Genomic DNA, 26,812 nt, shown 5'->3' with positions numbered 1-26,812 from the left:
TTATCTTGTTTTGTTAAACGCATAAAAAAACACCCCAAATCCTGGATTTATTTTGTTCAAGATTTGGGGTGCATATCATTGTACTCATCTTGCTTTTTTTAATTCACGTTTACCATACCAAATTAGCCCCAATCCAGCTAAAATCCAAACCAAAAATGCCCAAAGAAAACACGCTTCAAAAAAGTTTTCTGGCAACGCCTTTATAATCGGATCAGTTTGCGGATTGAAAATCCAGTCACGATTTCGAAATAAAACCTCATGAAACAAAATAAAAATTCGATTGAAGGCAATCATCAAAATGAAAATGAATGTTCCTAACAAGGTTAATGCCATTTTAACAGGCAATATCAGTTGCCACATCTGTCGTTTCCTTACTCTATTAGTAATTACAACTCCTGCTAATCCTCCAAAAAGAATCAAAATTAAATTATTAAATTCAATTAACCGCTTAACATCTGCAAAATGGGTCAATCCCTTTGAAGATAAAGCAAGACTTGTTTGCCAATGATGGATCCATCCACATTGAAGGTAGCTGATTAGATAACGATAATTAATCATTAATTCATAATTGCTCAACCCCACGAGCCGTCCGAGGTGGTCACGCACGACAAAAAAATGATATAACCCTGTAAAATTGACTGTTATAAAAACTGAAAGAGATATAATTGCGATTCCAATCGTAATCATATCTCTTAGTAAAATCAAATTATTTTTCTTCATCAGATACTTGCCATTCATCTAACGAATCAATTTGATGGGTTGGTTGGATCTTTTCGCATGCGACTTCTTCCTTAGTTGATAATCCAGTGTAGACGATAATTGTATCCATTCCAAAGTTGATTCCTGCCATGATATCTGTCCGGTAATTATCGCCAACCATCGCAACCTGATCTTTAGGAAGATTCATCTTTTCAAGCGCTTTTTCCATAATAATATTTTCGGGTTTTCCAACATATGTTGCCTTTTGTTGGGTAGCATATTCAATGCATGCAACAACTGCTCCGGCACTTGGAATCATTCCCCGTTCACTTGGCAAATTCGAATCTGGATTTGTTCCGATAAACTTCGCGCCGTTCCGGATTGCAAGCGTTGCAAGTTCGAGTTTATGGTACGTTACATCAGTATCCAACCCAACAACAACATAATCAGGATCCTGTTCATTAAACCGAAAACCACGATCCAGCAAGGCCTGTTGTAATCCTAACTGACCAACCGCATAAACCTGCCGTTTTTGTTTATCTAAATCAGCAATATAGTCCGCCGTTGCAAGAGCAGAAGTATATACATTTTCCTTTCCAACGTGAATATCATAGTTCTTACTTAAATTTTCAACAATTTGTTCCGGTGTCCGAGTACTATTATTTGTTACAAATAAAAATGGGATTTCGAACTTTTGCAGCCGTTCAACAAACCGTTTAGCTGCCGGGATTCGTTCTTTTCCACGATAAATTGTTCCGTCTAAATCAATCATGTATCCTTTATATAATTTATTTGACATTTTGATCTCTCCGCTTACTATTAGTATTATTTTTCTTCTTTCGAATTACAAAATGGCGACTTCCTTGACGACGGTTCTTGGATTTAACCGTCTGAATCTTTGATTTCCGGTTATTATAATTCGAATTTTTATCTAAACGCTTACGATTTGGATTTGTTCGTGACCGTGAATTTTTCCGTCGCTTCTTTTTCCGGGTTGCTGGAGCAGGAAAACTGTCATGGACCTCACAGTTCTTCAAAATAAAATATGCACAACCAAAATTACAATATTCATACAAATAGTCTTGCAAATGGCTGATTTTTTGTACTGGTTGAACTTTCCGCTTATCATCATAAAATCCACGTAATCGTAATTGGTCATATCCCATATCGCCAACAATATAATCAAACTTGGTTAAAATTGGACTGAAACGTTCACGCAACTTATCAACCTGAAAACCTTCATGATAGTTTTCAACCAATTGATACTTGCATCCATCAATGATCACATCCGTATCATTCGGTGTAACGACCGTACTTGCATATTCTTCAATCGCCTTAGCCTTTTTCGCAAGCTGCTCTTCCATCTTTTCACGCCGCTTTTCGTTCACAATCTCACCTCCAACTTAGACTCTTCTTCTAAAATTATACACTAAAATGAATAACTAACAAAAAAGCCGTGACAACCGTCACAACCTTTTCAAAATTATTGATTCTCCTTTACCCACGCATTGATTTCGTCAAGGAACCCATTGAATTCTTTTTTATTTTTCAACGATGGAAAATCTCCCAATAAAATTTGCGAAGCTTGATGAGCATGATCGCCCTTTTTCTGAACCATCAAAATTGCCTTGCGTGACTTCTCAGATACAAATAATTCACGAGGCAAGTTTAGCAAACCTTGTAAGTACCCATTCTTCTGAATCATTTTTAAAAGCGGTTGAGCCTCTTTAGTTTCAAAAATCCCACTTGGGACAACAAAAAGCCCCCATCCATTTTCTGTAAGCTTCTCAATTCCCCGTTCAATTAATAAATGATGAGCAAACGAATGTCCTTCAGCAGCGTGCGTTTCAAATTGCGCTACACGTTCATCAAGCGGATAGTATCCCACCGGTAAATCGCTAACAACAAGATCAACTTGGGGAAGCATCAAATTATCCAATGCATCCTGATGAAAAAGTTCAACATTATTGATTCGTTGAAGAGCAAGGGAAACATCTGCAATTGCTAATAGCGTATCGTCATTATCAATCCCATATGCTTTTAAATTTTGATTTCCTAAAGCTTTTAGGTTATTCAAAATCACGGCAAGTAAATTTCCTGTTCCAATCGTCAAATCTAACATTGAATTTATTTTTTCATTCGAAGTTATTTTCTCAATTAAGAAGGTAATCAAATATCCAATTGAATCCGGGGTCATTTGATGATTAGGCTGAACTCGTTCTTTTTTATATGACCCTAATAATAACAATTGAATGACTTGTCGAATTTCTTCTGATGAAAATTCATTCAAATCTAAATGCCGGTATAATTTTTCCAATTCAGCAACCGTTGAATCGTCAATTTCTTCCTTTCCGTTAATTTGGTTTTCAAGCAAATCACTCAATGCTTCAATCAATGCGTCAAAGTATGAAAGATCAAGTTGTTTTTGGAAAATCTCGATAATTTGACTTAATGTTTGATATGCTTGTTCAATATCTTTTAATTCCACGCTTTAACCCTCACGTTCTAATCAATATTCGTGTAACAGTTTAACGAGTTCCCAATCCGATTGCAAGCTTTACTTAAAAGCTTCAAATGAATAGTACTGTCCATTTTTCAGTGTAATTTCATACCGTTGTTCATGAAAACGGACCTTTCCTGTATTAAACTTTAATTCCTGATTATCATGAAGATGATGGGTTTGTGCCATGTTTCGCATTGTTTGTGCTTCTTTCATATTGATTTCTGCGCGATAAAAGCTTAACTGATTATCATAAAATTCAAGCTGTCCCAGAAAAAGCGCACTCAAGAAAATTAAAAATAAAATTCCACTTGCAAACAATGATCCGTTAACTTTATTTTTCATTATTTTCCCTCTGCATTACAATTTTTCGATAATATTGATGACCATGAACTTTGACCCAGATTTCCAAAAACGGCTCTGAATAATGATAACGAAATCCATCAATATTCATCATCAATGGCATAAAGCCCTGACCATTCGTCCCTTGTAAGATTAAATTTCGGCGATTTTTTTTTAGCAAATAATCATTTCGTTGCGTCTGGCAATATAACAATGGGAGCCCGTCTTTCTGATTTCCTTTCCATTGGAAACGCATTTGTTCTGATTCAAGCGTTGAAACCAGTTTTTCCCATTGAATTCGTTCTTTGCTGCCAGAATTGGAATTTAACTGACGATGAATGCCATAGATTCCTCCATTGATCAGTAATAATCCCAAACTTGAAATGATCAATGCAATAATGACTTCAACCAATGAAAAAGCCTTAATTCTATTTTTCAACATTAACTTGATATTCTCCTGCATCCGAATGAACTTTAATTTGGCCTAATGGCTCTTTTTGATTGATTCGCAATATACTTTGCTGAAAGGCTTCTTGAACTTGAAGATTTTTTAAATACAATTCATCTTCATTTTTCATAAAGCATGATTGGTTAAAATAAAACGTTGCAATTGCTAATGAAATCAAGGTTAAACCAATAATCGCATCACTGATCAAGAAAGCTGAAACTTTATCACTCTTGCTTGGCAACACGATATACACCTCCAAAACTAAGCTCAAAAATTAGATTATACGAATAGTGTGCTTTTTTAGAAACAAGCGTAATCGTGGTTGGGCGGGTCACGCCTGAAGGAGAAATATAAACACTTTCAGCACCATATTTAATTAATGTTGGCGGATATTCTAGTTTCTCCGTTTTTCGCCCGATTAAAATTTGAACATTCTCTTTTCCAAAAAAAGCCCGTACAATTTGATGATGTTCTTTTCCTTGCATCGCTGCCTTGTCTAACTTGCTTGTTAAATTTTGCATAAACTGCTCTTCCTTAATTTATGCCGAACTACGCGGAGCAAGAAAAAAACTCAGCAACAAAAATAAGCATGCCAATGCAAGAACGATCGTTGTTTCCAGTAACGTAAACCCCTTATTTTTCATTTAAAACATCTTGAACAGTAATCTTTTGGTTTGCTAATTTCTTCGCTTGTTGATTCGTTAAATAATGATCCGTCACTAGCATATTCGTCGTTAATGCCGAAGCTTCCGTATTAGGATGTTCTGACAAATAAAGCTGTGCTTGCGTCCGGAGTTCCGTTCGCATGGCATTTGAATTAACATTGACTGCGTTTTTCCGCTGGTGGTTAATATTTGGAATAATAATTAAAATCAACAAGCTGATAATAAATAAAACGATTGCCATTTCAATTAAAGTAAAACCCTTTACTTTTCTAACTTCATTCATTATGACATTCCTCCTAAATTTGAATAAATTGGAATCAAAATTGAAAGATAAATTCCGACAATGATGATTGCAATTATTAAAAATGCGATCGGCTGAATCAAATTAATTAAACGATCAACCTTCTTTAATAACCTTTGATACATTGTATTGGCATAAATTAGCAAATCCTCGCTCAATTCTGCATTCGTTTGTCCTTTATTTAAAAAGATATTTAATTCTGATGGGATAAATGCATAACGCTTAATAAACATTTTAATTTCTTTTCCCGAAAGCAAATGCTGATTTAAACTTTCACCTAGTTGATAAAGCAATGTTTGCGGCTCAAATCGTAACAAAAAATTACAAATTTCATGAAAACCAAGACCGCTTTTTAAAAGCAGTGCCAAATTAAAAGACAAATAGTAATGCGCATAACAGCAATAAATATTTCCAATCAATGGTAATCGACTTAACCATTGGTGACGGGCAATTGTGGGCTGTTTCTTTAGCCAATAAACTCCGTATAAGAAATATAGGATTATAATTACCATCAGTCCGATTCCTGCAATTTTAACGCCGTAAATTACCCATTGAGTAATTTCAGAACTTTGCTTACCTTGTTCATTCAACATCATAATTGTTGGACGTAGCCACGTTAGTAAAACCGTGATCATCATTACTAACAAGCCAAATAAAATGCATGGATAAAATAATGCCGCTCGAATTTTTTCACGTTGTTCAACCCGTTGTCGCATATATTTTCCCAACTGCAAAACGCTCAACTCTAATTGACCATGACTTTCCGCAAGCATTAACTGGTAATAAATTTTTGAATTTAAAAACTGATGAATACTTTCACTAAATGTTTTTCCACTTTCAAGCTGCGTTAATGCTTCGTTAAAATCATTTTTCTGTGCTGGATACAAAATTGCAAGATTAACCAGACATTGTTTTAATGAAAAACCGCTTCGAAGCATATCAGCAAGTGTCTCAAAAAATGCTGCTTGATTTTTTAATTTCCATTTGGAACTATTAACTATTTTTTTACCCATAAAGATACCTTTCATAATCTTGATGTGTAATTTCTTGGCGATGATAAATTTTTTTGAGATTATGTTCCCATTCCAGAGTCATTCCACGTTGCTCTAAAAGCGTCTTCAGTTGAATATTTTTTAAATCTGTCTGGTCAAATAGCACCTTTGTTTCATGACCGGTTGTTGGAATCAGTCGCTGATAATTAACTAATTGCAATGTTTGTTCAAGGTCTGTTAATGATGTTCCTAGATTGCATAACCGGGATACGACCCCGAAACAGTTTGCCGCATGAACCGTACTTAAAACCAAGTGACCGCTTAATGCGGCTTGAATCGCAATTTTAACCGTTTCTTGATCACGAATTTCACCAATGATCAAAATATTCGGGTGGTGACGCAACGCAACTTTGATCAAATCCCGATAAGTCATTCCGGCCTTTTCGTTTACTTGCAATTGCAAAATGTCGGGGTGAAAAATTTCAATCGGATCTTCAATACTTAAAATCTGCTGATCACCAAATTGCTCCGCTAACTTATACATTGAGGTCGTTTTTCCTGAACCCGTTGGCCCTGAAAAAATAACTAATCCACGGCGCCGACATGCGGTCTTAATTATTTGCCATTGCTCAGGAATAAAGTACCGTTGATTGGTTAACTGTGCAATCGTATAAATCAGTCGAATTACCAGACTTTCACGTCCTTGAAAATCGCCAACGCTTGATAACCGACAATCAACTGCTCTTTGTTTAGTTAAATACCGCCAGGCTCCAAGTTGTGGTCGTCGATGCTCACTAATATTCATATGAGCTTGAAATTTAAGATAATTAATACACTCCAATGCGATTGTCGGCTTCAATTTTTGATAATGAATATCCAGACCATCAACATTAAAGTTGATCAGATATCCATCACGATGCGGTAAGAAGTAAATATCGCTTGAATGACGCTGGATCGCATTCTCTAAAATTTCAATCACTGTTTGCTGACTTTCCATTTGTACTAATCTCCTTTCACTTATAAATACGCTAAAAGAAGATTTTTTTTATAAAAAAAAGAGGAAGTTCAAAACTTCCTCGGTATTTAATAATTAGTTTTATTTAGTTTATTTTTCAGCTTCTAAAGCAGCTTTGACCTGTGCTTCAGTTGGAATTGAAGGAATTGCGCCAACTTTTTGAACAGCAATTGAAGAAGCCTTGCTTGCATAAATAATTGACTCTTCAAGATTACTAAAGTCTTTATTTAACCGTGAAACCAATGCTCCAAGGAATGTATCACCCGCTGCAGTTGTATCAATCGCGTGGACCTTGAACGCTTTTACCAACTTTTCTTCGGTTGCAGTCTTAAAGTATGCTCCTTTACCGCCTAATGTGATGATCACATTCTTTGCACCTAATTCTTGAAGACGCGTAGCAGCTTCATGGGCCGTAATTTGATCAACAACTTTAATTTCCGTTAAAATTTCTGCTTCCGTTTCATTAGGAGTGATCAAATCAACGTTTTGTAATAATTCAGGATCAACATTCTTATGTGCAGGCGCTGGATTTAAGACCGTTACAACCCCTGCTTCCTTCGCAATTTTGAAAGCATGCGTTGCTTGATCAAATGGAGTTTCAAATTGAGTAACGATAAAATCAGATGACTGAATCATTTCGCGAGCGTTTTCAATATCCGCGTCTTTAATTTCTTGATTAGCCCCACCATAAATAATGATACTGTTTTCGCCACTCTCTTGAAGCATGATAAATGCTTGACCAGTTCCCTTGCTTGAAACCGTGACCTGTTCAGTATTAATCCCAGCATCCTTTAAGAAACTGAGCATCATCCGACCGTTTTCATCATCACCGATTTTACCGATAAATGAAGTTGCTGCCCCTGACCGGGCTGCCGAAATGGCTTGATTGGCCCCTTTACCACCACCAGCACTGCGCTGATCAGTCATTGCTAAGGTTTCACCGGGTTGCGGCAACCGGGGGATTTGAAGAATCGTATCAACGTTTAAACTTCCTAAAACAGTAACTTTGTTCAAAGTTATTTCCTCGCTTTTCCATTTAATTCTAAGTTATCAGTTAAAAATAAACTATCCTTTAATAAGAAAAAGCCGGACCAATTCCGACTTTTCATTCTCATATTAATCTTCTTCAGGAAATTCAGCTGTCGTGAAGACTTCTGAAACATCATCTTCATCTTCAAGCTTGTCAATCAACCGTTGAAGTTGTTCAACCTTGTTAGCTGGAACTTCCGTTGTAGTTGTTGGTACCATTGTTAATTCAGCGGTATCTAAAGCATAATCTTTTTGAAGTGCATCCCGAACACTGTCAAAGTCTTTTGGATCAGTATAGATTTCAAAAACTTCATCAGAAGTTTGAACATCATCAGCACCAGCTTCGATTGCTGCTAATTCCATTGTATCTTCGTCAATATCTAAATCTTCACGTGAGATTGCAATGTAGCCTTTCCGATTAAACATAAAGCTGACTGAACCGGATTCACCTAAATTACCGCCATTACGGTTAAAGTCACCACGAACTGCTGAAGCTGTCCGATTCCGGTTATCAGTCAAGGCATGTACCAAAACAGCAACCCCTGCTGGGCCATAACCTTCATATGTGATTTCTTCGTAGTCTGCACCGCCAGCACCCGTTGCCTTATCAATCGCACGCTTGATATTGTCCTTTGGCATGTTAGCAGAACGAGCTTTATCCATAACTAGCCGTAATTGTGGGTTTCCGTCTGGATCAGGACCACCTGCCTTAGCAGCCATGTAAATTTCTCGTGAGATTTTTTGGAAAATTTTTCCACGCTTTGCATCCTGGGCGTTTTTCCGTCCTTGGATATTATGCCATTTTGAATGTCCTGACATTTCGAATACCTCTTTCCAGTTTTAGAATTTGACAATTACAGTCATCTTAGATGATAACAAAAAAGTTGTTACTTATCAATATCAATTAGCGAGTTGAACCGCGTTTAATGAATCCGTATTGAAGTTCAACTGTCTTATCTAAATCCTCGTCTTCCTTATTCATCATCTTTGTTAAGCACCGCATTGCAACCGCACCAATATCATAAAGCGGTTGGGTGATCGATGATAATTTTGGCCGAACAATTTGAGTCAATTTAGAATCATTTCCGGTAATAACTTCAAATTCAGCTGGAATTTGAGCACCGGCATCAACTGCACCGTTCAAGACACCCGTTGCCAATTCATCATCAGCAACAAATGCAGCATCTGCGTGGGCAGCTGACAATGCTGGCCACAATGTTTCACCAGCCCGATAACTATCATTTGTTTCAAAAACAAGGTCCTGATCAAATTCGATTCCGTTTTCATCAAGGGCCTCTTTATATCCCTTTAACCGATATTCACCGTTGATTGGATAATTTAATGGACCTGACACAAATGCAACCCGCTTGTCACCATGCGCAAGCATGTTATTTACGGCTTCTTTTACGGCCTTCACATAGTCAACGTGCACACTTACAATTTCGTTTTTATGGTCGATTGATCCAGCAAGAACAACCGGCGTCTTCGAGCGTTTGATTTGTTCACGAAGTTTTTCGGTCAAATGGGTTCCCATGTAAATGATCCCATCAACTTGTTTTGCAAGCAATGTGTTGAATACTTGAATTTCTTTTTCTTCATTTCCATCTGAATTTGCAAGAATAATATTGTATTTGTACATTGTTGCAACGTCATCGATTCCGCGTGCCAATGATGAAAAGTAAACATTAGTTACATCTGGGATAATAACGCCAACCGTCGTTGTCTTCTTACTTGCCAATCCTCGAGCAACTGCATTTGGACGGTAGTCAAGTTCGTCAATGACTTCCATGACTTTTTTCCGAGTTCCGGGTTTAACATTTGGATTTCCGTTTACGACCCGTGAAACGGTAGCCATTGAAACCCCGGCTTTTTTTGCAACATCATAAATTGTAATTGATTGTTTTTCCATAACTTGGTCCTTTCATTTAGTATTGTATATTTTTATTTTCAATAATCCATATATAAATCTATCAAGCTTTCATAAAAAATGCAAACGTTTCATTTAATGTTAAACCGTGTTTGATTTCCCTCTAGGAATTCATTTTTCGTCTAGAATTTTCATCAATAACCATCTAATTTTCTGAAAATATTTTTGATTAAAATTTATCTTTCTTTTTTCTCATCAGATTCTTATCTTAGCTTTAAACTATGGTATACTTAAACTAATTTAAGATGAAAGGATGAGTTAAATGTCACATATTGATACTGTTCAACAATGGCTTGCTCAAAATAATTACGATATTGCATATATCAGCAACTATAAAACAATTGCCTACTTTACAGGTTTTGAAAGTGATCCGATTGAACGGACCCTCGCCCTCTTTATTTTTCCCGATCACGAACCATTTATTTTTGCTCCTGCGCTTGAAGTCGGTTCTATTAAGGAAACTGGATGGAAATATCCGGTATATGGATACCTTGATCACGAAGATCCATATGCATTGATCAAGAGTCATATTGACAAGATCAATCCTGAGCCGCAAAAATGGGCCATTGAAAAGGAAAACCTGACCGTTGAACGCTTTGAAGAAATTCAAAAACAGTATCCGAATGCTCAATTCGAAGGTGACTTAACTCCCCTTATCCAACATGAAAAACTCTTTAAAACTCCTGAAGAAATTGAAAAATTGAACCAAGCCGGTAAATGGGCTGATTTTGCATTTGAAGTCGGATTTAACGCGTTACAAATAGGACGGACTGAACAAGACATTGTTGCCGAAATCGAATATGCATTAATGAAAAAAGGTATCATGCAAATGAGTTTTGATACCATTGTTCAAAGCGGAGCTAATGCAGCTGACCCTCATGGTGCTCCAAAACAAATGAAGCTTCAACCAAATAAACTTTGCTTGTTTGACTTAGGTGTAATGTATAAAAGTTTTGCTTCAGATGCTTCCCGGACAGTTGCATTTGGAAAAATCGACGATCAGCAACAAGAAATTTACAAAGTCTGCCTTGAAGCTCAATTAAAAGCGCAAGCTGCTGCTAAACCTGGGGTGACCGCTGAAGAACTTGATCACGTCGCCCGGAAGGTAATTACCGATGCTGGATACGGTGAATACTTCATTCATCGGTTGGGTCACGGCCTTGGTCAAAGCGACCATGAATTTCCATCAATCATGGAAGGAAATAAGATGGAATTACAACCCGGAATGTGTTTCTCAATTGAACCCGGAATTTATATTCCAGGATTTGCAGGCGTTCGAATTGAAGATTGTGTTCACATTACCGAAAACGGCTGCGAACCATTCACCCATACTTCAAAAGAATTAAAAGTTATTCCGTTAAATTAAAATAATAAAAAAGCTGGATTTAAAATCCAGCTTTTTTATTTATCCTCATTTTATAATTGAGGTTCGTTATTGTCATCTAAACTCTTTTCAGGTTCTTTCCATCCTTCTGGGAAAAATGTAACCGTCTTTAATTCGTCTTCTTCACCGAAGTTCGGATCATCAATGAAAATATCATCTTGCATTACATCATCATGATCTTCAAATGGTTGGTCGATGTCATCTTTACTGTCTTGAATGTAAGTCTTTAAATCTGATGTTGCCTGTTTCAATGAAGAAAACGCATCTGAAACAACCGATTCATCTTTCAAATGATTAAACCGGTCTGAAATACTTTGCTTAAAATTATTGATCGTATCCCGGTTTTCATCAAGATAGTCATGAGCATACTTATCATACTTTACAGCTGTATCGCGTAAATTAAGCAATGTTTCATCGATTTTCATTGCAATCCGATCTTTTTGTGATTCAGTCAACTTTTTAGAAATCACAAAAGCTGAAGCGGCTGCGGCACCTAAACCTAATAAAAAGCTCTTTTTCATTATAAGCTCCTCCATTCTTTTTCCAATAACCTAACGATTACGCACTATTTTTTACTTTTCTTTGACTTGGCTTTGTTAATTGCGTTGAATGCATGCTTGCCAACACTGAATATTGTTGAAGCCTGCTTTATTTTCGAAGTATCCTTAGCAGTTGCAGCAATTTTGCTTGCCATTCCGCGACTTGCTTCATTTAAATCAGAAACACTTTCACTTAAATCAACAATCGTATCAAATAACGGCTCTACCTTTTGTGATTTTTCATTAATATCTGCCATTAACGTATTGGTCTTATCTAATAATTGTTCAATTTGATCTGAAATGTTATCAGCATCTTTTGTCAGTGAACTCATTGATTCTGTAAGTTGTGAAACCGTCTTTACAAGTCGTGATAATACCCGACACATAAACACAACTAAGACAAGGAATGCAATTGCGGCAATTATTCCAGCTAATTGTCCAAATGTCATTGTCACGCCTATCCCTCCTGTCTTAATAACTACGATTTTAGAATAGCATTTAATGTGCTAAACCGCAATTATTATTAAATTGCCTAATAATGTCATTATACCAAATTTATCCAAAAAGCGGATGGTTCTTTGATATAATACAAACAGTTATTTAATTTTTGAAGGAGGAAATTGCGTGAACCACTTTATTCTGACTGCAATTGCTGTAAACGCTGTAAAAAATTCAAAGATCGCAAAAGAACCCGGTATTTGGATGCGGTTCATCGAAAAAATCAACTGGGACAAAATCATTTCGCTTGTAATTTCAAAGACGCTTATCTTGGTCCTGATTTGTTTTACATTCGTGGTGATCAATTCGCTTGGAAAAAAATTAATTCGAAAATTGATCTTACATACCACAAAAAAAGAAAAGAAAGGCAGTTACATTGCCGATGGACGAATTCGAACGATCTACACCCTTGTAAATAACATTTTTCACTACACGATGCTTTTCTTCTTAATTTACGCATTGCTTTCACTTTTTGGAATTCCCGTTGGAACATTGATTGCCGGTGCCGGAATCGCGAGTGTTGCCCTTGGGCTTGGAGCCAAAGGATTCGTTACGGACGTTGTAAATGGTTTTTTCATTTTACTTGAACAACAGTTTGTTGTCGGTGACTCCGTTAAAATTGCCGGAATCGAAGGAACAGTCCACGCAATCGGACTGCGAACAACGCAACTGATCAGCAGCGACGGAACCCTTCATTTCATTCCTAACCGCGAAATCACAACGGTTGCGAATATGTCCCGCAATCCAATGCGAGCCGTTATCAACATTCGTATTCAACCGCAAACTGATATTCAGAAAATGACAACGATTATCGAACAGGTCAATCAAAAACTTGATCCTGATGATAATCAGAACATTGTCAGCGGACCGAATATTCAAGGACCGGTTGATGTTGGTAAAGGCGAATTAGTTTATCGCGTTGTCATTATTGCGAAAAACGGCGCCCAAGCAATTATTCAACGTGAATTTTTACATGCTTACCTTGAAGCCCTCACAAAAGCCGGAATTAAAGTCCCGACAAGTCCCATTGAATTTTCAACAGATCAAAAAGAATAAAAAATAATGAGGATGCACTAATAGCATCCTCATTATTTTTTATTCGCGTTTTTCAATCTGATACTGATGATCCAGCTCATGAACCATATAGTTGACCGCCTTCATGATCTCCCGCCGGGTAATAATTCCCTGAAAAATATTTTGCTGGTCAGTAACAACCAAAAATGACTGATCCACAAGCAGATGCAACAGCTCTTCAACACTTTCTGTATTCGTAACTGTCGGGACATCGCGTTGCATAACATCCGCAACCGTTTGTTCACTTAATCCGGTTGGATCGATTCCATTTAATCCCAACATTGAATCGGTAATCATCGCTAATGAGATCAACCCCTTAAAATGCTGTTCGTTGTCTAAAACTGGAATCTTAGAATATCGTACTTTGGTTAAAACTAAAAAAGCATGGTTTAATGGATTACTTTCAAAAACATTTGCGACCTTATCCGCCGGAATCAGAAAATGTTCCCGTTGATTATCAATTAGCGTTTTAGCTGCACTTGCAATCATCACGTTTCTCCCTTCCACTCCTCTTTCTTTTATTTTACATAACAATTACGAATTTTGTGAGGAAAAAATAAGAAACAGTTTTTACAAAAAAGGAGACGGAATCAAATTCCGTCTCCTTTTAATTTCAATCAACGATTATTTGTTTAACCGTTCGTCTAATTCTTTTGTCTTTTCTTCGTAACCTGGACGACCTAAGAGTGCAAACATGTTTTGTTTGTATTCTTCAACACCTGGTTGGTTGAATGGGTTAACCCCGTTCAAGTAACCTGAAATTGCAACGGCGATTTCGAAGAAGTACATTAAGTAACCTAATGTGTATTCTGTTTGGTCAGGAATGTTGATGAGCATTTCTGGAACACCACCATCAGTGTGAGCAACGACAACCCCTTCACAAGCTTTCTTGTTAGCATCATCCATTGTCTTACCTTTCAAGTAGTTCAAGCCATCAAGGTTTTTATCGTCCATTGGAACATCAATGTTGTGATTTGGATTTTCAACATTGATAACTGTCTCCATCAAAGCACGCCGACCTTCTTGGATGTATTGACCTAATGAATGCAAGTCAGTTGTAAAGTTAGCTGATGATGGGTAAATGCCCTTGCCATCTTTACCTTCTGATTCGCCCATTAATTGCTTCCACCATTCTGTGAAGTACATCAATGATGGTTCGTAGTTTTCAAGTAATTCAATGTTGTAACCTTTGCGGAATAAGATATTACGTAAAGCAGCATATTGGTAAGCTTCGTTCTTTGATAAGTCTGGATCTGAGTATGCTTCACGAGCATCTGCAGCACCCTTCATTAATTGGTCAATATCAACGCCTGAAGCAGCGATTGGTAACAAGCCAACTGGTGTTAATACTGAGAACCGACCACCAATGTCATCAGGAATGATGAATTCTTCATAGCCTTCATCGTCAGCTAATGTCTTTAATGCACCACGAGCACGGTCTGTTGTTGCGTAAATCCGTTCACGGGCACCTTCCTTACCATACTTTTCTTCCAATTTTTGTTTAAAGATCCGGAATGCCATGGCTGGTTCCAAAGTTGTTCCAGATTTCGAAATAACGTTAACTGAGAAGTCACGGTCGCCGATAACTTCTAATAAGTCATATAAGTATGATGATGAAAGTGAGTCGCCGGCAAAGAAGATTTGAGGAGCATTACGTTTGTCAGCGCCAATTAAGTTGTAGAAGTTGTGGTTTAAGAATTCAATTGCAGCCCGAGCACCTAAGTATGAGCCACCGATTCCTAAAACAACTAATACTTCTGAGTCTGATTGAATCTTCTTAGCAGCTTTTTTGATTCGTTCGAATTCATCCTTATCATAATCAACCGGTAAATTCAACCAACCTAAAAAGTCGTTTCCTGCGCCTGTTCCCTGACGCAATTCTTCATCTGCAGCATTAACCATTGCTTGCATTTGTCCAAGTTCATAATCATTAACGAACTTGCTTAAGTTTGAGCTATCAAATTTAATGTGAGCCATCGTAATATCTCCTTTTCCTAAAAATCATTACGCTTACATTATACAATATTTTTCACTAAATGGCACAGAAAAAACACGATAAATTATTATTTATGCTTATAAATCCTTAAAAATAAATGATTTGATTTTAAAATCTTCTTTGATTAATTCCAAAAAAGACTGCAACCAAATTTGGCGCAGCCTTTCTATTATTTCCTATTTAAGAATCCCTAAAAGAAATCCACCTAAAATCACCATTAATGATCCGATGACAACGTAAACCCATTCACGCTTCGTTTTCTTTTCACCCAAGAAAAAGATTGAACCAAAGGTTGAAATTACGATTCCCATTTGTGAGAATGAAAAACTAATTGCCAACCCAACCATTGTTGTGGCTTCAAACATGAACAGATTCCCCGTTCCCCATACTAAACCGGTAAGAATATTTTTGTAAGTTTCCTTCCTAAATGCATTCTTTCCAAGCGCAAACATTGAAGCCCCTAAAACCATTCCGATAGCTTGCGGCAAAACCATTGCCCGGGTATCAACATTCGCCCAGTGAACAACGACGGTGTAGCCTAAATATCCAAGAGTTGATAAGATCAATGCCCGAGCCCCGCCATTCCAGTCTTCACTGATTCGTTCAGCGTTTACGGCAGCATTCTTTTTATCACGTAAGGCCGTCAACGTTGCCCCAATAATAAGAACGATCAAAGCAAGTGAACCAATTGATAATTGACGCTTCGTTGTCCATTCATGGAACAAAATTACGCCGGCTAACGCATTGGTTACTAATTGGGCTCCGGTTGAAATTGGAATTGCCTTTGAAACCCCAATCGATTTCATTGCATGGAATTGTTGATTCTGACCAAGACTCCAAAATAATCCTGAAATCAAACCAACGATCCATAATTTCCATGTACAATTAGCTATAAAATGTCCCCAACTGCACAAAGTCATAATAATTGCAAACAACAAGGCTCCCCATGTCATTCCGAGTGTTTGTTGATTAGCAGTTCCCCCCAGTTTTCCACTAATTAACCCAATGCTTCCCCACGCTAATGCAGGAATTAAGGCAATAAACATTATATAAATTCCTCCTTCTAAATGTAATCCCTTCCATTCAGTATTCATCAAATATACATGAATTTTATTTTTTACGCAAGGGCTTTCAAGAATTAAATATTCACTAAATCGTAAAAATTGCTTAACTAAATAGTCCAATCTGGGGTATTATGTAGTAAGTATATTGAGGAGAGTTAGGAATTTTTCCTATCTCTCCTCTTTATCCATTTTTAAATCTAAATTTGTATATTTGGTTTAAATTTAAAGGAAAGGACGCTTTAATCGTGCGTTTTAAAAAATTTCATCAATTTTTAAACACTCGATGGGGTTATTTTACGTTACTTGCCTCACTATTTTGGCTAAAAACAATTTTAGTTTACCTCATTGATTTCCGCCTAGGTGTCAAGGGAATATATGAATATTTAGTCTTGCTAATCAATCCAATCGCAACCACGTTGCTTTTGCTTGGATTAGCACTTTATGTCAAACGGGGCGTTCCCGCTTATATTTTCATGACGTTAATTGACATTGCCAATACCGCATTACTGATGTTCAATGTCATTTACTATCGTGAATTTACTGACTTTATGACGATTAACGTGATTTTTGGATACTCGTCTGTTTCTGAAGGATTAAGCACCAGCTCACTTGCCCTCCTCAAACCGCAGGATCTGATCATCGTTACCGACTTGATTTTGATTGCAATTGGATTTATCACCCGTTTCTTAAAGGTTGATCCAAATCCGATACCGAAAAAGCAAGCCGTCGCAATGACTTCATTTTCAGTTTTCATGTTGCTTTTTAACATTGTATTAGGTGAAATCAGCCGGCCACAATTACTTACCCGGACATTTGATCGTGAATACCTGGTTAAATTTCTTGGGCTGGATTCATTTACTGTATATGATGCAATTAAAACAGCGAAGAACAATCATGCGCGGAATAGCGCTACGAGTTCAGATTTAAATAAGATTCTGGAATTCAATAAAGAAAACTACGCCAAGCCGAATCCGAAGATGTTTGGGATTGCCAAGGGTAAAAATGTTATTATTATTCACTTGGAAAGTTTCCAACAATTCTTGATCAACTATAAATTGAACGGCCAAGAAGTTACCCCGTTCTTAAATAGTTTATATAACAGCAATCAATTTTATAGCTTCGCCAACTTCTTTAATCAGGTTGGCCAAGGAAAAACGTCTGACGCTGAAAACATGTTGGAAACCGGAACGTTTGGTCTGCCACAAGGTTCCCTCTTCTCTGCAATTGGGACTGGAAATACCTTTGAAGCTGCTCCAGCAATCTTAAACCAAACTGAAGGATATACAAGTGCCGTTTTCCATGGAAACAATGGATCATTCTGGAACCGGGACAACGTATATAAGAACATGGGTTACCAATATTTCTTTGATTCAAGCTATTACAATACAAGTTCAAATAACTTAACTGAATATGGATTAAAGGATAAATTGATCTTCCATGATTCGATCAAGTATCTTGAACACTTGCAACAACCGTTTTACGTAAAATACATTACACTGTCGAACCACTTCCCATTTGCAATCGACCAAAAGAATCAATCGATTCAACCGGCAAATACGGGGGATGCATCAGTTAATAATTACTTCGTAACAGCCCACTACTTGGATCAAGCACTGCAGCAATTCTTTGATTATCTGCATAAATCAGGATTGTATGATAATTCAGTGATCGTCCTTTACGGTGACCACTATGGAATTTCTGATACCCGGAACTTGAAACTCGCTCCATTACTTGGAAAATCAGCTTCGACCTGGAATAATTTTGACAATGCGCAAATGCAACGGGTCCCATTAATGATCCACATTCCAGGCGACAATAATGGTGGCGTTCAATATCAATATGGTGGTGAAATCGACTTCTTACCAACGTTGCTTCACCTTCTCGGAATCAATACTCAAAAGTACATTCAATTCGGGACAGACCTGTTCTCACCGCAACATAACCAAGTAGTTGCATTCCGAAATGATAACTTTGTAACGCCGAAATATACAGTTGTTGGAAATACAATTTACGAAAACAGTACCGGTGCAGTGATTACTCACCCATCTGAAAGCGTTAAAAAACAAATCGCTAAGGATCGAAAACACGTTAATGAACAGCTAACCTTATCAGATTCGTTAAATAATAAGAACCTCTTGCGATACTACGTTCCAGCTGGATTCAAACCGGTTGATCCAAAAGATTACAACTATCACAATGACTTTGCCAAGATTTTAGCACGTGAAGCTCAACTCGGAAATAAGTCAGATAGTCTTTGGACGTTAAATCATGATAAGACAACGATTAACGATTACAACAGCGATGCGCCTGAACTTCAAACAACCGATAAGAACACAGCAAACGTTAAAAGTGCGGACTCATCGGCATCAAAGTATTTCAGTAAAATGCACGAATACACTGGATTAATGTCGAAGATCGAACAGGGGCAAGAATTAGATTCTTCTTCATCTTCAACATCGGATTCATCAAATTAAAAAAGAAAATCGGATTGGAAAAATTCCAATCCGATTTTTTGATATTAAAAAAGCTTCAGGAATCTTCCTGAAGCCTTTTATCAAACCTTTTCACCCTTTTGCAACTTTGCTGCCATCTCATTAATTTTTCGAAGCCGATGATTAATTCCAGACTTCGAAATTGGACCGCCAGGAACCAATTCGCCTAATTCCTTTAAACTTAGTTCTGGATGAGCTACCCGAACATAAGCGACTTCCTGAAGCTTATCAGGCAGTTTATCGAGCCCTAAATGTTCATCGAGGTATTTAATATTTTCAATCTGGCGGTTGGCTGCATCCGCAACTTTATTCAAATTTGCTGTTTCACAATTCACGATTCGATTAACTGAATTACGCATATCACGGACGATTCGAATATCTTCAAACTTCAACATTGAATTGGTTGCCCCAATCAAAGAAAGAAAGTCTGCAATCCTTTCGGCTTCTTTCAAATAAGTAATATACCCGCTGCGTCGCTCCGTTTTTCGTGCATTCAAATGGTACCGATTCATCATTTCACAAATCGTATCATTATGTTCCTCATAAAGCGAATAAATTTCCAAATGATAACGCCCGGTTTCCGGGTTATTAACCGATCCGGTTGCTAAAAATGCTCCCCGTAAGTATGAACGCACCTTGAGGTCATTATCAAGAAATTTAACGGGAACCGTTTGTTTGATTTGAAATCCATCTAAAATATTCAAATCATTCAAAACACGTTCACTATTATTGCGCAGCTTAACAATGTATAAATTATTCTTTTTAAGTTTCATTTTTCGCCGAACGATCAATTCACTTTCAATTTGGTAAAACTGTTTTAACAATGAATAAATTCGTCGAGCCGTTGCCGGGTTTTCCGTTTGAACAGCTAAAACAAAATGGTGATTTTCAATGCTTAATGATCCGTTCATCCGAATCAAAGCCATCAATTCAGCTTTACCGTTCCCCTCTTCATGAATCTCAAGTGTTGTGAGTTCCTTTTTTACATCACTTGCGTAGGACAAATGAAATCATCCTTTCTAATTAATCCATGAATTTGGTCGTCCGATCAGTTGCATTAACTCTTCAACCACCTGCGTTCCATTGTGAAATACACCATGATCACGCAGTTCAAGGAAATTATCCGAAATTACGCGGCATCCCTGCGCACGCAACCCTTTAAAGTCATGTTTAACTTGATCCAAATATTCATCATACTTTTGCCGGTCCATATAATTTTGTGGCACTGGTTCCGTATTAACTAAAACCGTATTAATAAAATTATGGTGCAAATGATCATGCAACACACGCACGTGCTGGGCATCCGTAAAATGTTCCGTTTCACCTTTCTGTGTCATGATATTACAAATATAAACAACTTCGGCCTTACTTTTAAGAACCGCTTCACCGACATTGCTGATCATTAAATTCGGCAAAATACTTGTAAAAAGACTTCCCGGTCCTAAAACGATTTGATCAGCATTTAAAATTGCATCAATCACTTCAGGAACAGCTTGCGGTTCAGTATCATCAATGGCAGTGACCCAGACCTTTTCAATTGTCTTCCCCGCCGCTGAAATTTCAGATTCACCGGCTAAGTGGGTTCCATCTTTGAACTTAGCATTCAGTGTTAACGGCGTATTGGATGCCGGATAAACATGACCATCGACCTGCATCATCTTTGAAAGCTGCTGAACAGCTTCAAAGATATCATTATTATCCATTTCGGATAACGCCGCAATAATCAAATTTCCAATCGCATGTCCTGAGAAAAATTGATCATCCGTTTTGAACCGATATTGAAAAATCTTTTTGTATAACTCAGGAACATCTGACAACGCAACCATTGCATTACGAATATCTCCTGGCGGAACCACGTTAATGTAGTTCCGAATCACTCCTGAAGAACCGCCGTCATCCGCAACGGTCACAACCGCGGTAATGTCAACGTCTTTTTTACGCAACCCCTTTAAAATTACTGGTAGACCAGTCCCTCCGCCAATCATTACAATCTTTGGTTTTATCTTACTCATGAGCGGTTTACAGTCTCCTTTCTGCGATTAACATCCCGATGAGTGATCGATACGTGATAGTCTTTTTTGAGGAATTCGCCTGTTCGCTGGGCTAGGGCAACTGAACGGTGTTGTCCGCCAGTACAGCCAATGGCAATAACAACATTTGTCTTGCCTTCTTTAATGTATCCGGGAATGACGGTTTGCAACAACGCTTCAAAATGATTAACAAATTCTGTTGTCTTATCAGAATCCATGACATAGTTATAAACTTCCTGATCAAGTCCGGTCTTATTCCGAAGTTCAGGAATATAGTATGGATTTGGTAAGAAGCGAACATCCATTACAATATCTGCATCAATTGGTAACCCATATTTAAAACCAAATGACATCACATCAATATGGAATGGATACTGGCCTTCATCCGTTTGAAAACTATGGAAGATTTCTTCCCGTAACTGTCGCGGCGAAAGTTTGCTGGTGTCAACAACCAACTGCGCCTGGGTTTTGATTCCAGAAAGCAATTCTCGTTCGCGCCGAATTCCGTCTAACGGTCGGCTATCGCGCGACAGCGGATGAGATCGCCGAGTTTCCTTATAACGTGCAACCAATTCTTCGTTTGAAGCATCAAGGAATAAAATTCGAATATCAATTCTTAAATTGTGTTTTAGTTCTGATAAAACTTCATTGATTTCATCATAAAAATTCCGGGCCCGTAAATCAATTACAAGTGCTACCTTATGAATTTTTCCGGTTTCCTTAATCAATTCCCAAAATTTAGGAAGCAATTCAGGGGGCATGTTATCAACGCAAAAATACCCCAAATCTTCGAAACTTTGCATTGCAACTGTTTTACCAGCCCCACTCATCCCTGTGACAATTACCAGTTCATCTGATTCGCTCATCATGATTTCCTCCCTTGTTCATTCAGCACAATCCTTAATCTAATTATTATAATACATTTAACATTAATTTACCGTTTCTTTAAAAGATCTTTTAAATATTTTCCCGTATAGCTGCGCGGGTTAGTGGCAACTTCTTCCGGCGTTCCCGTTGCAACAACCGTTCCGCCACCCTCACCGCCTTCAGGTCCAAGATCGATCAAATAATCAGCGCTTTTAATAACATCGAGGTTGTGTTCAATCACTAACACCGTATTGCCCTTATCAACTAAGCGTTGTAATACTTTCAACAGGCGATTAATATCATCCGAATGCAGTCCTGTTGTCGGTTCATCGAGGATGTAGAGCGTCTTACCAGTAGCTTTCTTATGCAATTCTGAAGCTAGTTTCATCCGTTGGGCTTCCCCACCGGAAAGCGTCGTTGCTGACTGTCCTAATTGAACGTATCCTAAACCAACATCTGAAATTGTCTGCAATTTCCGTTTGATTTTCGGAATTGCATCGAAAAATTCAAGGGCTTCATCAACCGTCATGTTCAAAACTTCCGCAATATTTTTTCCTTTAAATTCAACTTCAAGGGTTTCAGAATTAAACCGCGAACCATGGCATACCTCACAGTCGACGTAAACATCCGGCAAAAAATTCATTTCGATTTTAATGATTCCGTCGCCCTTGCACGTTTCACAACGTCCGCCCTTAACATTAAAACTAAATCGGCCTTTATTGTATCCGCGCATTTTAGCCTGATTCGTTTGAGCAAAAAGCCCCCGGATATCATCAAATACCCCAGTATACGTTGCAGGATTGCTTCGTGGTGTCCGACCAATCGGTGACTGATCAATGTTAATTACCTTATCAAGATTTTCAACACCGGTAATTTTCGAATATTTTCCAGGCTTGTCAGTTGAATTGTGATTAATTTTTTGGGCCAATACCCGCTCAAAAATTTGATTGACCAATGTTGATTTTCCTGAACCAGAAACTCCAGTTACAGCGATGAACTTTCCCAGGGGAAATTCAACATCGATGCTCTTTAAATTATTTTCCGCAGCCCCATATAATTTAATTGATTTTCCATTTCCTTCACGCCGGGTTTCAGGAACCGGAATGTACTTCTTTCCTGATAAATATTGACCGGTCAGTGAATTTTTGACCTTCATTACCTCTTGTGGTGTTCCAGCAGCCATCACCTGACCGCCGTTTGCTCCCGCTCCTGGACCAATATCAATTAAATAGTCAGCAGCACGCATTGTATCTTCATCATGTTCAACGACAATCAACGTATTACCTAAATCCCGCATTGATTTTAGTGATGCAATTAACCGATCATTATCACGTTGATGCAATCCGATTGATGGTTCATCAAGCACATAGATCACTCCTGACAAATTCGATCCAATCTGCGTTGCTAATCGAATTCGTTGGGCTTCCCCACCAGAAAGCGTGCGCGCTGATCGGCTGAGCGTTAAATAATCTAATCCTACATTTTTCAAAAACGTTAACCGATCATGCAATTCTTTCAAAATTGGTCGGGCAATTATTTCCTTTTGCTCACTGAATTTTTGCTTATCAAAAAATTTTAACGCCTGATCAACCGGGAGATCTGATACCTCGCCGATATGCATCCCATCAATTTTGACCGCTAATGCCTGTGGATTAAGCCGGTATCCATGACATGCTTTACATTCTTGACTAGTCATATATCGCCGTAAAATATTCCGATTAAACATACTGCTTGTATCACGGTATCGACGTTCAAGATTAGGAACAACCCCTTCAAAGGTCATATCAACATCACGTTTGCTTCCAAGGTCATTTTCGAAATGAAAATGAAACTTCTTTGTTCCGGCACCATACAGCAATGTTTCTTTTTGTTTGGCTGTCAACTTGCTAAATGGCTTATCCATCTTGATTTTCTTTGCTTTACAAAACTGACTAAGCAGTGAATAATAATATTTCGAACTGTCCGGAGCCCATGGCGCAATCGCACCTTCTTCAAGGGTTTTACTTTTATCTGGAACAACTAGATCCGAATCAACTTCAATTTTTTCACCAAGGCCATCACATTCGGGACAAGCCCCAAACGGCGCATTAAATGAAAATAGCCGTGGTTCAAGTTCCTTAATTGAAAAGCCGCAATACGGACATGCTAACTTTTCAGAAAACTGTAACACCTGATCGCCAATCACATCAACGGCAACATAACCGTCTGTTAATTTCAATGCAGCTTCAACTGAATCAAAAAGCCGTGACCGTATTCCAGCCTTGACAATTATCCGGTCAACTACAACCGAAATTGAATGCTTTTTATTTTTATCAAGTTCAATTTCATTACCAATTTCATGCATTTCGCCATCAATAATGACCCGCACAAAACCAGCACGTTGAATTTTCTTCAAGACTTCCTTATGTTGTCCTTTTTTATCCTGAACAATGGGGGCAAGAATTTGAATCTTTGACCGTTCCGGAAGAGCCAAAATTTGATCAACGATCTGTTGCGGTGATTGACTAGTGATCTGATGACCATCATTAGGGCAAATCGGCGTTCCGACCCGCGCCCATAACAGGCGCAAATAATCAGTAATTTCAGTAACCGTTCCAACCGTTGACCGCGGATTCTTTGACGTTGTTTTCTGATTGATTGAAATTGCCGGTGACAATCCATCAATTGAATCAACATCCGGCTTTTCCATCTGGCCTAAAAATTGGCGCGCGTATGATGATAAACTTTCAACATACCGCCGTTGTCCTTCGGCATACAGCGTGTCAAATGCTAACGAACTTTTTCCTGAACCGGATAGGCCGGTTATGACAACTAATTTGTTTTTCGGAATTGTCACATCGATATTTTTCAAATTATGGGCGCGCGCACCATGAATTTGAATTTGATCTTTTGCCATATCAATTCCTCCTTCTTATTCAATTTCAGCTTCTAATTCAAGAATCATATCCCGAAGTGAAGCTGCCTCTTCAAATTTCAAGTCTTTGGCTGCCTGCTTCATTTGCGTCTTCAGCCGGTCAACCATTTCTTTCTGTTCTGCCTTAGTCATCTTGGTGAATTCAACTTCATCACTTGCTAAATCTTTAGTTTCCTTATCTGGATTATCAAGCACTGAGATTTGATTTCGAATATCTTTTTTGATTGTTTTCGGTGTAATGTGATGCTTCCGGTTATATTCTTCTTGGATATGCCGCCGCCGTTTCGTTTCATCGATCGCCGCTTGCATTGAATCCGTGATCTCATCGGCATACATAATTACATGTCCGTTAACATTCCGGGCAGCCCGTCCGATCGTTTGGATCAATGACCGTTCATTCCGTAAAAATCCTTCTTTATCTGCATCCAAAATCGCAACCAATGACACTTCCGGTACGTCAATTCCTTCCCGTAAAAGATTAATTCCGACGAGCACATCAAATTTACCAAGTCGCAAATCGCGAATAATTTTCGTCCGTTCAAGCGTTTTAATGTCGGAATGCAAGTATTTGACCTTAATTCCAAGTTCCTTAAAATAATCGGTTAAATCTTCCGCCATCTTTTTGGTCAGCGTTGTCACAAAGACCCGTTCATTTCGCTCGACTCGCTTATTGATCTCGCCAACAAGGTCATCCATTTGGCCCATAACTGGTCGCACTTCAATTTCAGGATCAAGCAACCCAGTTGGTCGGATGATCTGTTCAACGACATGATCAGTCTGTTCCTTTTCGTACGGTCCCGGAGTCGCTGACATGTAAATAATCTGATGAACGTGCTTTTCAAATTCTTCAAGCTTTAATGGCCGGTTGTCAAGCGCACTCGGAAGCCGAAAACCATAATCGATCAGCATCTGTTTCCGTGAAATATCAGCATGATACATTCCTCGAACCTGCGGCATTGTAACGTGCGATTCATCAACGACGATTAGAAAATCTTTCGGAAAGAAATCCAACAGCGTATATGGCGGTTCGCCCGGTTTTCGTCCATCCATGTGCCGGGAATAGTTTTCGATTCCTGACGTATAACCCATTTCCTTTAACATTTCAATGTCATACGTTGTCCGTTGCTTTAACCGTTCTTCTTCAAGCAATTTTCCTTGAGAATGTAATTCCTTTAATCGGTCATCAAGTTCATGCTGAATCCCGTCAATTGCTCGTTCAAGCTGATCATCATTCGTCATAAAGTGGGTTGCCGGGAAAATTGCAACGTGATTCCGATCGCCGAAAACTTCACCAGTTAATGGATCGATTTCTCGAATCCGGTCAATTTCATCCCCGAAAAATTCAATCCGAAGTGCCCGCTCATCATGTGAAGCAGGAAAAATTTCGACCACATCGCCATGAACACGGAATCGTCCCCGTTGGAAATCGATATCATTACGTTCGTATTGAATATCAACCAACGATTGTAACAACTTATCACGTTCGATTTCTTGACCAACTCGAAGTGAAATCGTGTGCTTTTGATATTCAAACGGGCTCCCTAACCCAAAAATCGATGAGACTGACGCAACAACAATCACATCGTTACGTTCCAACAAAGCACTTGTTGCCGAGTGCCGCAATTTATCAATTTCGTCATTAATGCTTGAATCCTTTTCAATGTAAGTGTCACTGGAAGGCACGTATGCTTCTGGTTGATAAAAATCATAATAACTAACAAAGTATTCCACCGCATTATGCGGGAAAAATTCCTTTAACTCGCCATAAAGCTGTCCCGCTAACGTTTTATTATGAGCAAGGACCAAAGTCGGCTTGTTATTATTTTTTATTACATTTGCAATCGTAAATGTCTTTCCAGTTCCGGTTGCTCCAAGCAAAATTTGAGATTTTTCACCTTTTTGCAATCCTTCTGTAAGCTCTTGGATTGCTTGCGGTTGATCACCAGTTGGTTTATATGGGGCAACCAAGTCAAATTTACGATCTGCTTGTCGTTCGATCATTTTCATTCTCCTTTCTCAATCAGATTGTTATCAAC

General features: G+C 38.2%; 28 protein-coding genes. 3 read left to right on the top strand and 25 right to left on the bottom strand.

The annotated features are described in order from the left end of the window. Positions 1-84 precede the first annotated feature (84 nt). The 15 genes from FC64_RS02035 to ccpA form a co-directional block, all read right to left on the bottom strand. Positions 85-720 (bottom strand): TIGR01906 family membrane protein, encoded by a 636-nt coding sequence (locus FC64_RS02035; RefSeq protein ID WP_057906310.1) that lies wholly within the window; start codon positions 718-720, stop codon positions 85-87. Further along, positions 707-1,498, bottom strand: coding sequence for a TIGR01457 family HAD-type hydrolase (locus FC64_RS02030; RefSeq protein ID WP_057906309.1), 792 nt, complete (start codon positions 1,496-1,498; stop codon positions 707-709). Before FC64_RS02030 ends, FC64_RS02035 begins: the two co-directional genes overlap by 14 nt. Further along, positions 1,488-2,087 carry a YutD family protein gene (locus tag FC64_RS02025; RefSeq protein WP_057906308.1) on the bottom strand — a complete coding sequence of 200 codons (600 nt, stop codon included), beginning with the start codon at positions 2,085-2,087 and terminating at the stop codon, positions 1,488-1,490. The genes FC64_RS02030 and FC64_RS02025 overlap by 11 nt, the downstream gene beginning before the upstream one ends. A 95-nt stretch (positions 2,088-2,182) precedes the next feature. After that, positions 2,183-3,187 carry a class I SAM-dependent methyltransferase gene (locus FC64_RS02020; RefSeq protein WP_057906307.1) on the bottom strand — a complete coding sequence of 335 codons (1,005 nt, stop codon included), beginning with the start codon at positions 3,185-3,187 and terminating at the stop codon, positions 2,183-2,185. A 69-nt stretch (positions 3,188-3,256) separates the two neighbouring features. Continuing rightward, positions 3,257-3,544, bottom strand: coding sequence for a hypothetical protein (locus FC64_RS02015; RefSeq protein WP_057906306.1), 288 nt, complete (start codon positions 3,542-3,544; stop codon positions 3,257-3,259). Then, a complete protein-coding gene (locus FC64_RS02010) occupies positions 3,534-3,983 on the bottom strand; it encodes a competence type IV pilus minor pilin ComGF (RefSeq protein ID WP_057906305.1) in 450 nt (149 codons plus the stop codon). The genes FC64_RS02015 and FC64_RS02010 overlap by 11 nt, the downstream gene beginning before the upstream one ends. Beyond that, positions 3,970-4,233 carry a hypothetical protein gene (locus tag FC64_RS02005; protein ID WP_057906304.1) on the bottom strand — a complete coding sequence of 88 codons (264 nt, stop codon included), beginning with the start codon at positions 4,231-4,233 and terminating at the stop codon, positions 3,970-3,972. The genes FC64_RS02010 and FC64_RS02005 overlap by 14 nt, the downstream gene beginning before the upstream one ends. Next, positions 4,214-4,510: a hypothetical protein gene (locus FC64_RS02000; protein WP_057906303.1), complete on the bottom strand. Its 297-nt coding sequence runs from the start codon at positions 4,508-4,510 to the stop codon at positions 4,214-4,216. Before FC64_RS02000 ends, FC64_RS02005 begins: the two co-directional genes overlap by 20 nt. Positions 4,511-4,528: 18 nt before the next feature. Continuing rightward, positions 4,529-4,633, bottom strand: coding sequence for a prepilin-type N-terminal cleavage/methylation domain-containing protein (locus FC64_RS07310; protein ID WP_081035611.1), 105 nt, complete (start codon positions 4,631-4,633; stop codon positions 4,529-4,531). Further along, positions 4,623-4,937, bottom strand: a complete 315-nt coding sequence (locus tag FC64_RS01995) for a prepilin-type N-terminal cleavage/methylation domain-containing protein (protein ID WP_057906302.1) — start codon at positions 4,935-4,937, stop codon at positions 4,623-4,625. Before FC64_RS01995 ends, FC64_RS07310 begins: the two co-directional genes overlap by 11 nt. Further along, entirely contained in the window at positions 4,937-5,968 is a 1,032-nt protein-coding gene (comGB, locus tag FC64_RS01990) for a competence type IV pilus assembly protein ComGB (protein WP_057906301.1), read from the bottom strand. The genes FC64_RS01995 and comGB overlap by 1 nt, the downstream gene beginning before the upstream one ends. Then, complete coding sequence (gene comGA, locus FC64_RS01985; RefSeq protein WP_057906300.1) at positions 5,961-6,944, bottom strand: competence type IV pilus ATPase ComGA; 984 nt, start codon at positions 6,942-6,944, stop codon at positions 5,961-5,963. Before comGA ends, comGB begins: the two co-directional genes overlap by 8 nt. A gap of 108 nt (positions 6,945-7,052) precedes the next feature. Then, positions 7,053-7,976 (bottom strand): ribokinase, encoded by a 924-nt coding sequence (gene rbsK / locus FC64_RS01980; RefSeq protein ID WP_057826896.1) that lies wholly within the window; start codon positions 7,974-7,976, stop codon positions 7,053-7,055. Between the two features lie 102 nt (positions 7,977-8,078). Beyond that, a complete protein-coding gene (locus tag FC64_RS01975) occupies positions 8,079-8,810 on the bottom strand; it encodes a YebC/PmpR family DNA-binding transcriptional regulator (RefSeq protein ID WP_057906299.1) in 732 nt (243 codons plus the stop codon). An 85-nt stretch (positions 8,811-8,895) separates the two neighbouring features. Then, on the bottom strand, positions 8,896-9,900 hold the full coding sequence (gene ccpA / locus FC64_RS01970) for a catabolite control protein A (protein ID WP_057906298.1): 1,005 nt from the start codon (positions 9,898-9,900) through the stop codon (positions 8,896-8,898). Positions 9,901-10,180: 280 nt separating this feature from the next. Between ccpA and FC64_RS01965 the strand changes: the two genes are divergently transcribed. Beyond that, positions 10,181-11,284 carry a M24 family metallopeptidase gene (locus tag FC64_RS01965; RefSeq protein WP_057906297.1) on the top strand — a complete coding sequence of 368 codons (1,104 nt, stop codon included), beginning with the start codon at positions 10,181-10,183 and terminating at the stop codon, positions 11,282-11,284. A gap of 50 nt (positions 11,285-11,334) precedes the next feature. On the opposite strand, the gene FC64_RS01960 is transcribed toward FC64_RS01965, so the two are convergent. Together FC64_RS01960 and FC64_RS01955 are read right to left on the bottom strand one after the other, a co-directional pair. Then, positions 11,335-11,823, bottom strand: coding sequence for a hypothetical protein (locus FC64_RS01960; protein ID WP_057906296.1), 489 nt, complete (start codon positions 11,821-11,823; stop codon positions 11,335-11,337). A 44-nt stretch (positions 11,824-11,867) separates the two neighbouring features. Continuing rightward, the gene (locus tag FC64_RS01955) at positions 11,868-12,290 is read right to left on the bottom strand and encodes a DUF948 domain-containing protein (RefSeq protein ID WP_235804828.1); all 423 of its coding nucleotides are present in this window, start codon (positions 12,288-12,290) and stop codon (positions 11,868-11,870) included. Positions 12,291-12,543: 253 nt separating this feature from the next. Here FC64_RS01955 and FC64_RS01950 point away from each other — a divergent pair, with 253 nt between their 5' ends. Beyond that, positions 12,544-13,395: a mechanosensitive ion channel family protein gene (locus FC64_RS01950; protein WP_081035614.1), complete on the top strand. Its 852-nt coding sequence runs from the start codon at positions 12,544-12,546 to the stop codon at positions 13,393-13,395. A 39-nt stretch (positions 13,396-13,434) separates the two neighbouring features. Here the strand turns inward: FC64_RS01950 and cbpB are convergent, their stop codons facing one another. The 3 genes from cbpB to FC64_RS01935 all read right to left on the bottom strand — a co-directional run bounded on the left by cbpB (position 13,435) and on the right by FC64_RS01935 (position 16,455). Next, positions 13,435-13,902 carry a cyclic-di-AMP-binding protein CbpB gene (cbpB, locus tag FC64_RS01945; protein WP_057906293.1) on the bottom strand — a complete coding sequence of 156 codons (468 nt, stop codon included), beginning with the start codon at positions 13,900-13,902 and terminating at the stop codon, positions 13,435-13,437. Positions 13,903-14,037: 135 nt separating this feature from the next. Next, a complete protein-coding gene (locus tag FC64_RS01940; RefSeq protein ID WP_057906292.1) occupies positions 14,038-15,390 on the bottom strand; it encodes a glucose-6-phosphate isomerase in 1,353 nt (450 codons plus the stop codon). Positions 15,391-15,585: 195 nt separating this feature from the next. Further along, complete coding sequence (locus tag FC64_RS01935; protein ID WP_057906291.1) at positions 15,586-16,455, bottom strand: GRP family sugar transporter; 870 nt, start codon at positions 16,453-16,455, stop codon at positions 15,586-15,588. A 263-nt stretch (positions 16,456-16,718) separates the two neighbouring features. Here FC64_RS01935 and FC64_RS01930 point away from each other — a divergent pair, with 263 nt between their 5' ends. Then, positions 16,719-18,947 carry an LTA synthase family protein gene (locus FC64_RS01930; protein ID WP_057906290.1) on the top strand — a complete coding sequence of 743 codons (2,229 nt, stop codon included), beginning with the start codon at positions 16,719-16,721 and terminating at the stop codon, positions 18,945-18,947. An 80-nt stretch (positions 18,948-19,027) separates the two neighbouring features. Here the strand turns inward: FC64_RS01930 and whiA are convergent, their stop codons facing one another. From whiA to uvrB, 5 genes are all read right to left on the bottom strand, one after another. After that, complete coding sequence (gene whiA / locus FC64_RS01925) at positions 19,028-19,969, bottom strand: DNA-binding protein WhiA (protein ID WP_057906289.1); 942 nt, start codon at positions 19,967-19,969, stop codon at positions 19,028-19,030. A 15-nt stretch (positions 19,970-19,984) separates the two neighbouring features. Beyond that, the gene (locus tag FC64_RS01920; RefSeq protein WP_057906288.1) at positions 19,985-20,977 is read right to left on the bottom strand and encodes a gluconeogenesis factor YvcK family protein; all 993 of its coding nucleotides are present in this window, start codon (positions 20,975-20,977) and stop codon (positions 19,985-19,987) included. After that, positions 20,974-21,861 carry an RNase adapter RapZ gene (rapZ, locus tag FC64_RS01915; protein WP_057906287.1) on the bottom strand — a complete coding sequence of 296 codons (888 nt, stop codon included), beginning with the start codon at positions 21,859-21,861 and terminating at the stop codon, positions 20,974-20,976. The genes FC64_RS01920 and rapZ overlap by 4 nt, the downstream gene beginning before the upstream one ends. A gap of 68 nt (positions 21,862-21,929) precedes the next feature. After that, positions 21,930-24,758 (bottom strand): excinuclease ABC subunit UvrA, encoded by a 2,829-nt coding sequence (gene uvrA / locus FC64_RS01910; RefSeq protein WP_057906286.1) that lies wholly within the window; start codon positions 24,756-24,758, stop codon positions 21,930-21,932. A gap of 15 nt (positions 24,759-24,773) precedes the next feature. Beyond that, on the bottom strand, positions 24,774-26,777 hold the full coding sequence (uvrB, locus tag FC64_RS01905) for an excinuclease ABC subunit UvrB (protein WP_057906285.1): 2,004 nt from the start codon (positions 26,775-26,777) through the stop codon (positions 24,774-24,776). Positions 26,778-26,812: the final 35 nt, after the last annotated feature.

It is taken from the genome of Ligilactobacillus araffinosus DSM 20653 (assembly GCF_001435375.1).
GTDB classification, from domain to species: domain Bacteria; phylum Bacillota; class Bacilli; order Lactobacillales; family Lactobacillaceae; genus Ligilactobacillus; species Ligilactobacillus araffinosus.
The sequence above is the reverse complement of the archived record's forward strand: the minus strand, read 5'-3'. Positions and strand labels throughout refer to the sequence as shown.

Excerpts from the sequence above, each read along its gene's own strand:
- FC64_RS02015 (WP_057906306.1), bottom strand. The coding sequence starts at position 3,544 with ATGAAAAATAAAGTTAACGGATCATTGTTTGCAAGTGGAATTTTATTT.
- ccpA (WP_057906298.1), bottom strand. The coding sequence starts at position 9,900 with ATGGAAAAACAATCAATTACAATTTATGATGTTGCAAAAAAAGCCGGG.
- comGB (WP_057906301.1), bottom strand. The coding sequence starts at position 5,968 with ATGGGTAAAAAAATAGTTAATAGTTCCAAATGGAAATTAAAAAATCAA.
- uvrA (WP_057906286.1), bottom strand. The coding sequence starts at position 24,758 with ATGGCAAAAGATCAAATTCAAATTCATGGTGCGCGCGCCCATAATTTG.
- FC64_RS02035 (WP_057906310.1), bottom strand. The coding sequence starts at position 720 with ATGAAGAAAAATAATTTGATTTTACTAAGAGATATGATTACGATTGGA.
- FC64_RS01920 (WP_057906288.1), bottom strand. The coding sequence starts at position 20,977 with ATGAGTAAGATAAAACCAAAGATTGTAATGATTGGCGGAGGGACTGGT.
- FC64_RS02010 (WP_057906305.1), bottom strand. The coding sequence starts at position 3,983 with ATGTTGAAAAATAGAATTAAGGCTTTTTCATTGGTTGAAGTCATTATT.
- FC64_RS07310 (WP_081035611.1), bottom strand. The coding sequence starts at position 4,633 with ATGAAAAATAAGGGGTTTACGTTACTGGAAACAACGATCGTTCTTGCA.
- uvrB (WP_057906285.1), bottom strand. The coding sequence starts at position 26,777 with ATGATCGAACGACAAGCAGATCGTAAATTTGACTTGGTTGCCCCATAT.
- FC64_RS01960 (WP_057906296.1), bottom strand. The coding sequence starts at position 11,823 with ATGAAAAAGAGCTTTTTATTAGGTTTAGGTGCCGCAGCCGCTTCAGCT.
- rapZ (WP_057906287.1), bottom strand. The coding sequence starts at position 21,861 with ATGAGCGAATCAGATGAACTGGTAATTGTCACAGGGATGAGTGGGGCT.
- FC64_RS01975 (WP_057906299.1), bottom strand. The coding sequence starts at position 8,810 with ATGTCAGGACATTCAAAATGGCATAATATCCAAGGACGGAAAAACGCC.
- FC64_RS01935 (WP_057906291.1), bottom strand. The coding sequence starts at position 16,455 with ATGTTTATTGCCTTAATTCCTGCATTAGCGTGGGGAAGCATTGGGTTA.
- FC64_RS01995 (WP_057906302.1), bottom strand. The coding sequence starts at position 4,937 with ATGAATGAAGTTAGAAAAGTAAAGGGTTTTACTTTAATTGAAATGGCA.
- FC64_RS02030 (WP_057906309.1), bottom strand. The coding sequence starts at position 1,498 with ATGTCAAATAAATTATATAAAGGATACATGATTGATTTAGACGGAACA.
- cbpB (WP_057906293.1), bottom strand. The coding sequence starts at position 13,902 with ATGATTGCAAGTGCAGCTAAAACGCTAATTGATAATCAACGGGAACAT.
- FC64_RS01940 (WP_057906292.1), bottom strand. The coding sequence starts at position 15,390 with ATGGCTCACATTAAATTTGATAGCTCAAACTTAAGCAAGTTCGTTAAT.
- FC64_RS01965 (WP_057906297.1), top strand. The coding sequence starts at position 10,181 with ATGTCACATATTGATACTGTTCAACAATGGCTTGCTCAAAATAATTAC.
- FC64_RS01950 (WP_081035614.1), top strand. The coding sequence starts at position 12,544 with ATGCGGTTCATCGAAAAAATCAACTGGGACAAAATCATTTCGCTTGTA.
- FC64_RS01955 (WP_235804828.1), bottom strand. The coding sequence starts at position 12,290 with ATGACATTTGGACAATTAGCTGGAATAATTGCCGCAATTGCATTCCTT.
- comGA (WP_057906300.1), bottom strand. The coding sequence starts at position 6,944 with ATGGAAAGTCAGCAAACAGTGATTGAAATTTTAGAGAATGCGATCCAG.
- FC64_RS02000 (WP_057906303.1), bottom strand. The coding sequence starts at position 4,510 with ATGCAAAATTTAACAAGCAAGTTAGACAAGGCAGCGATGCAAGGAAAA.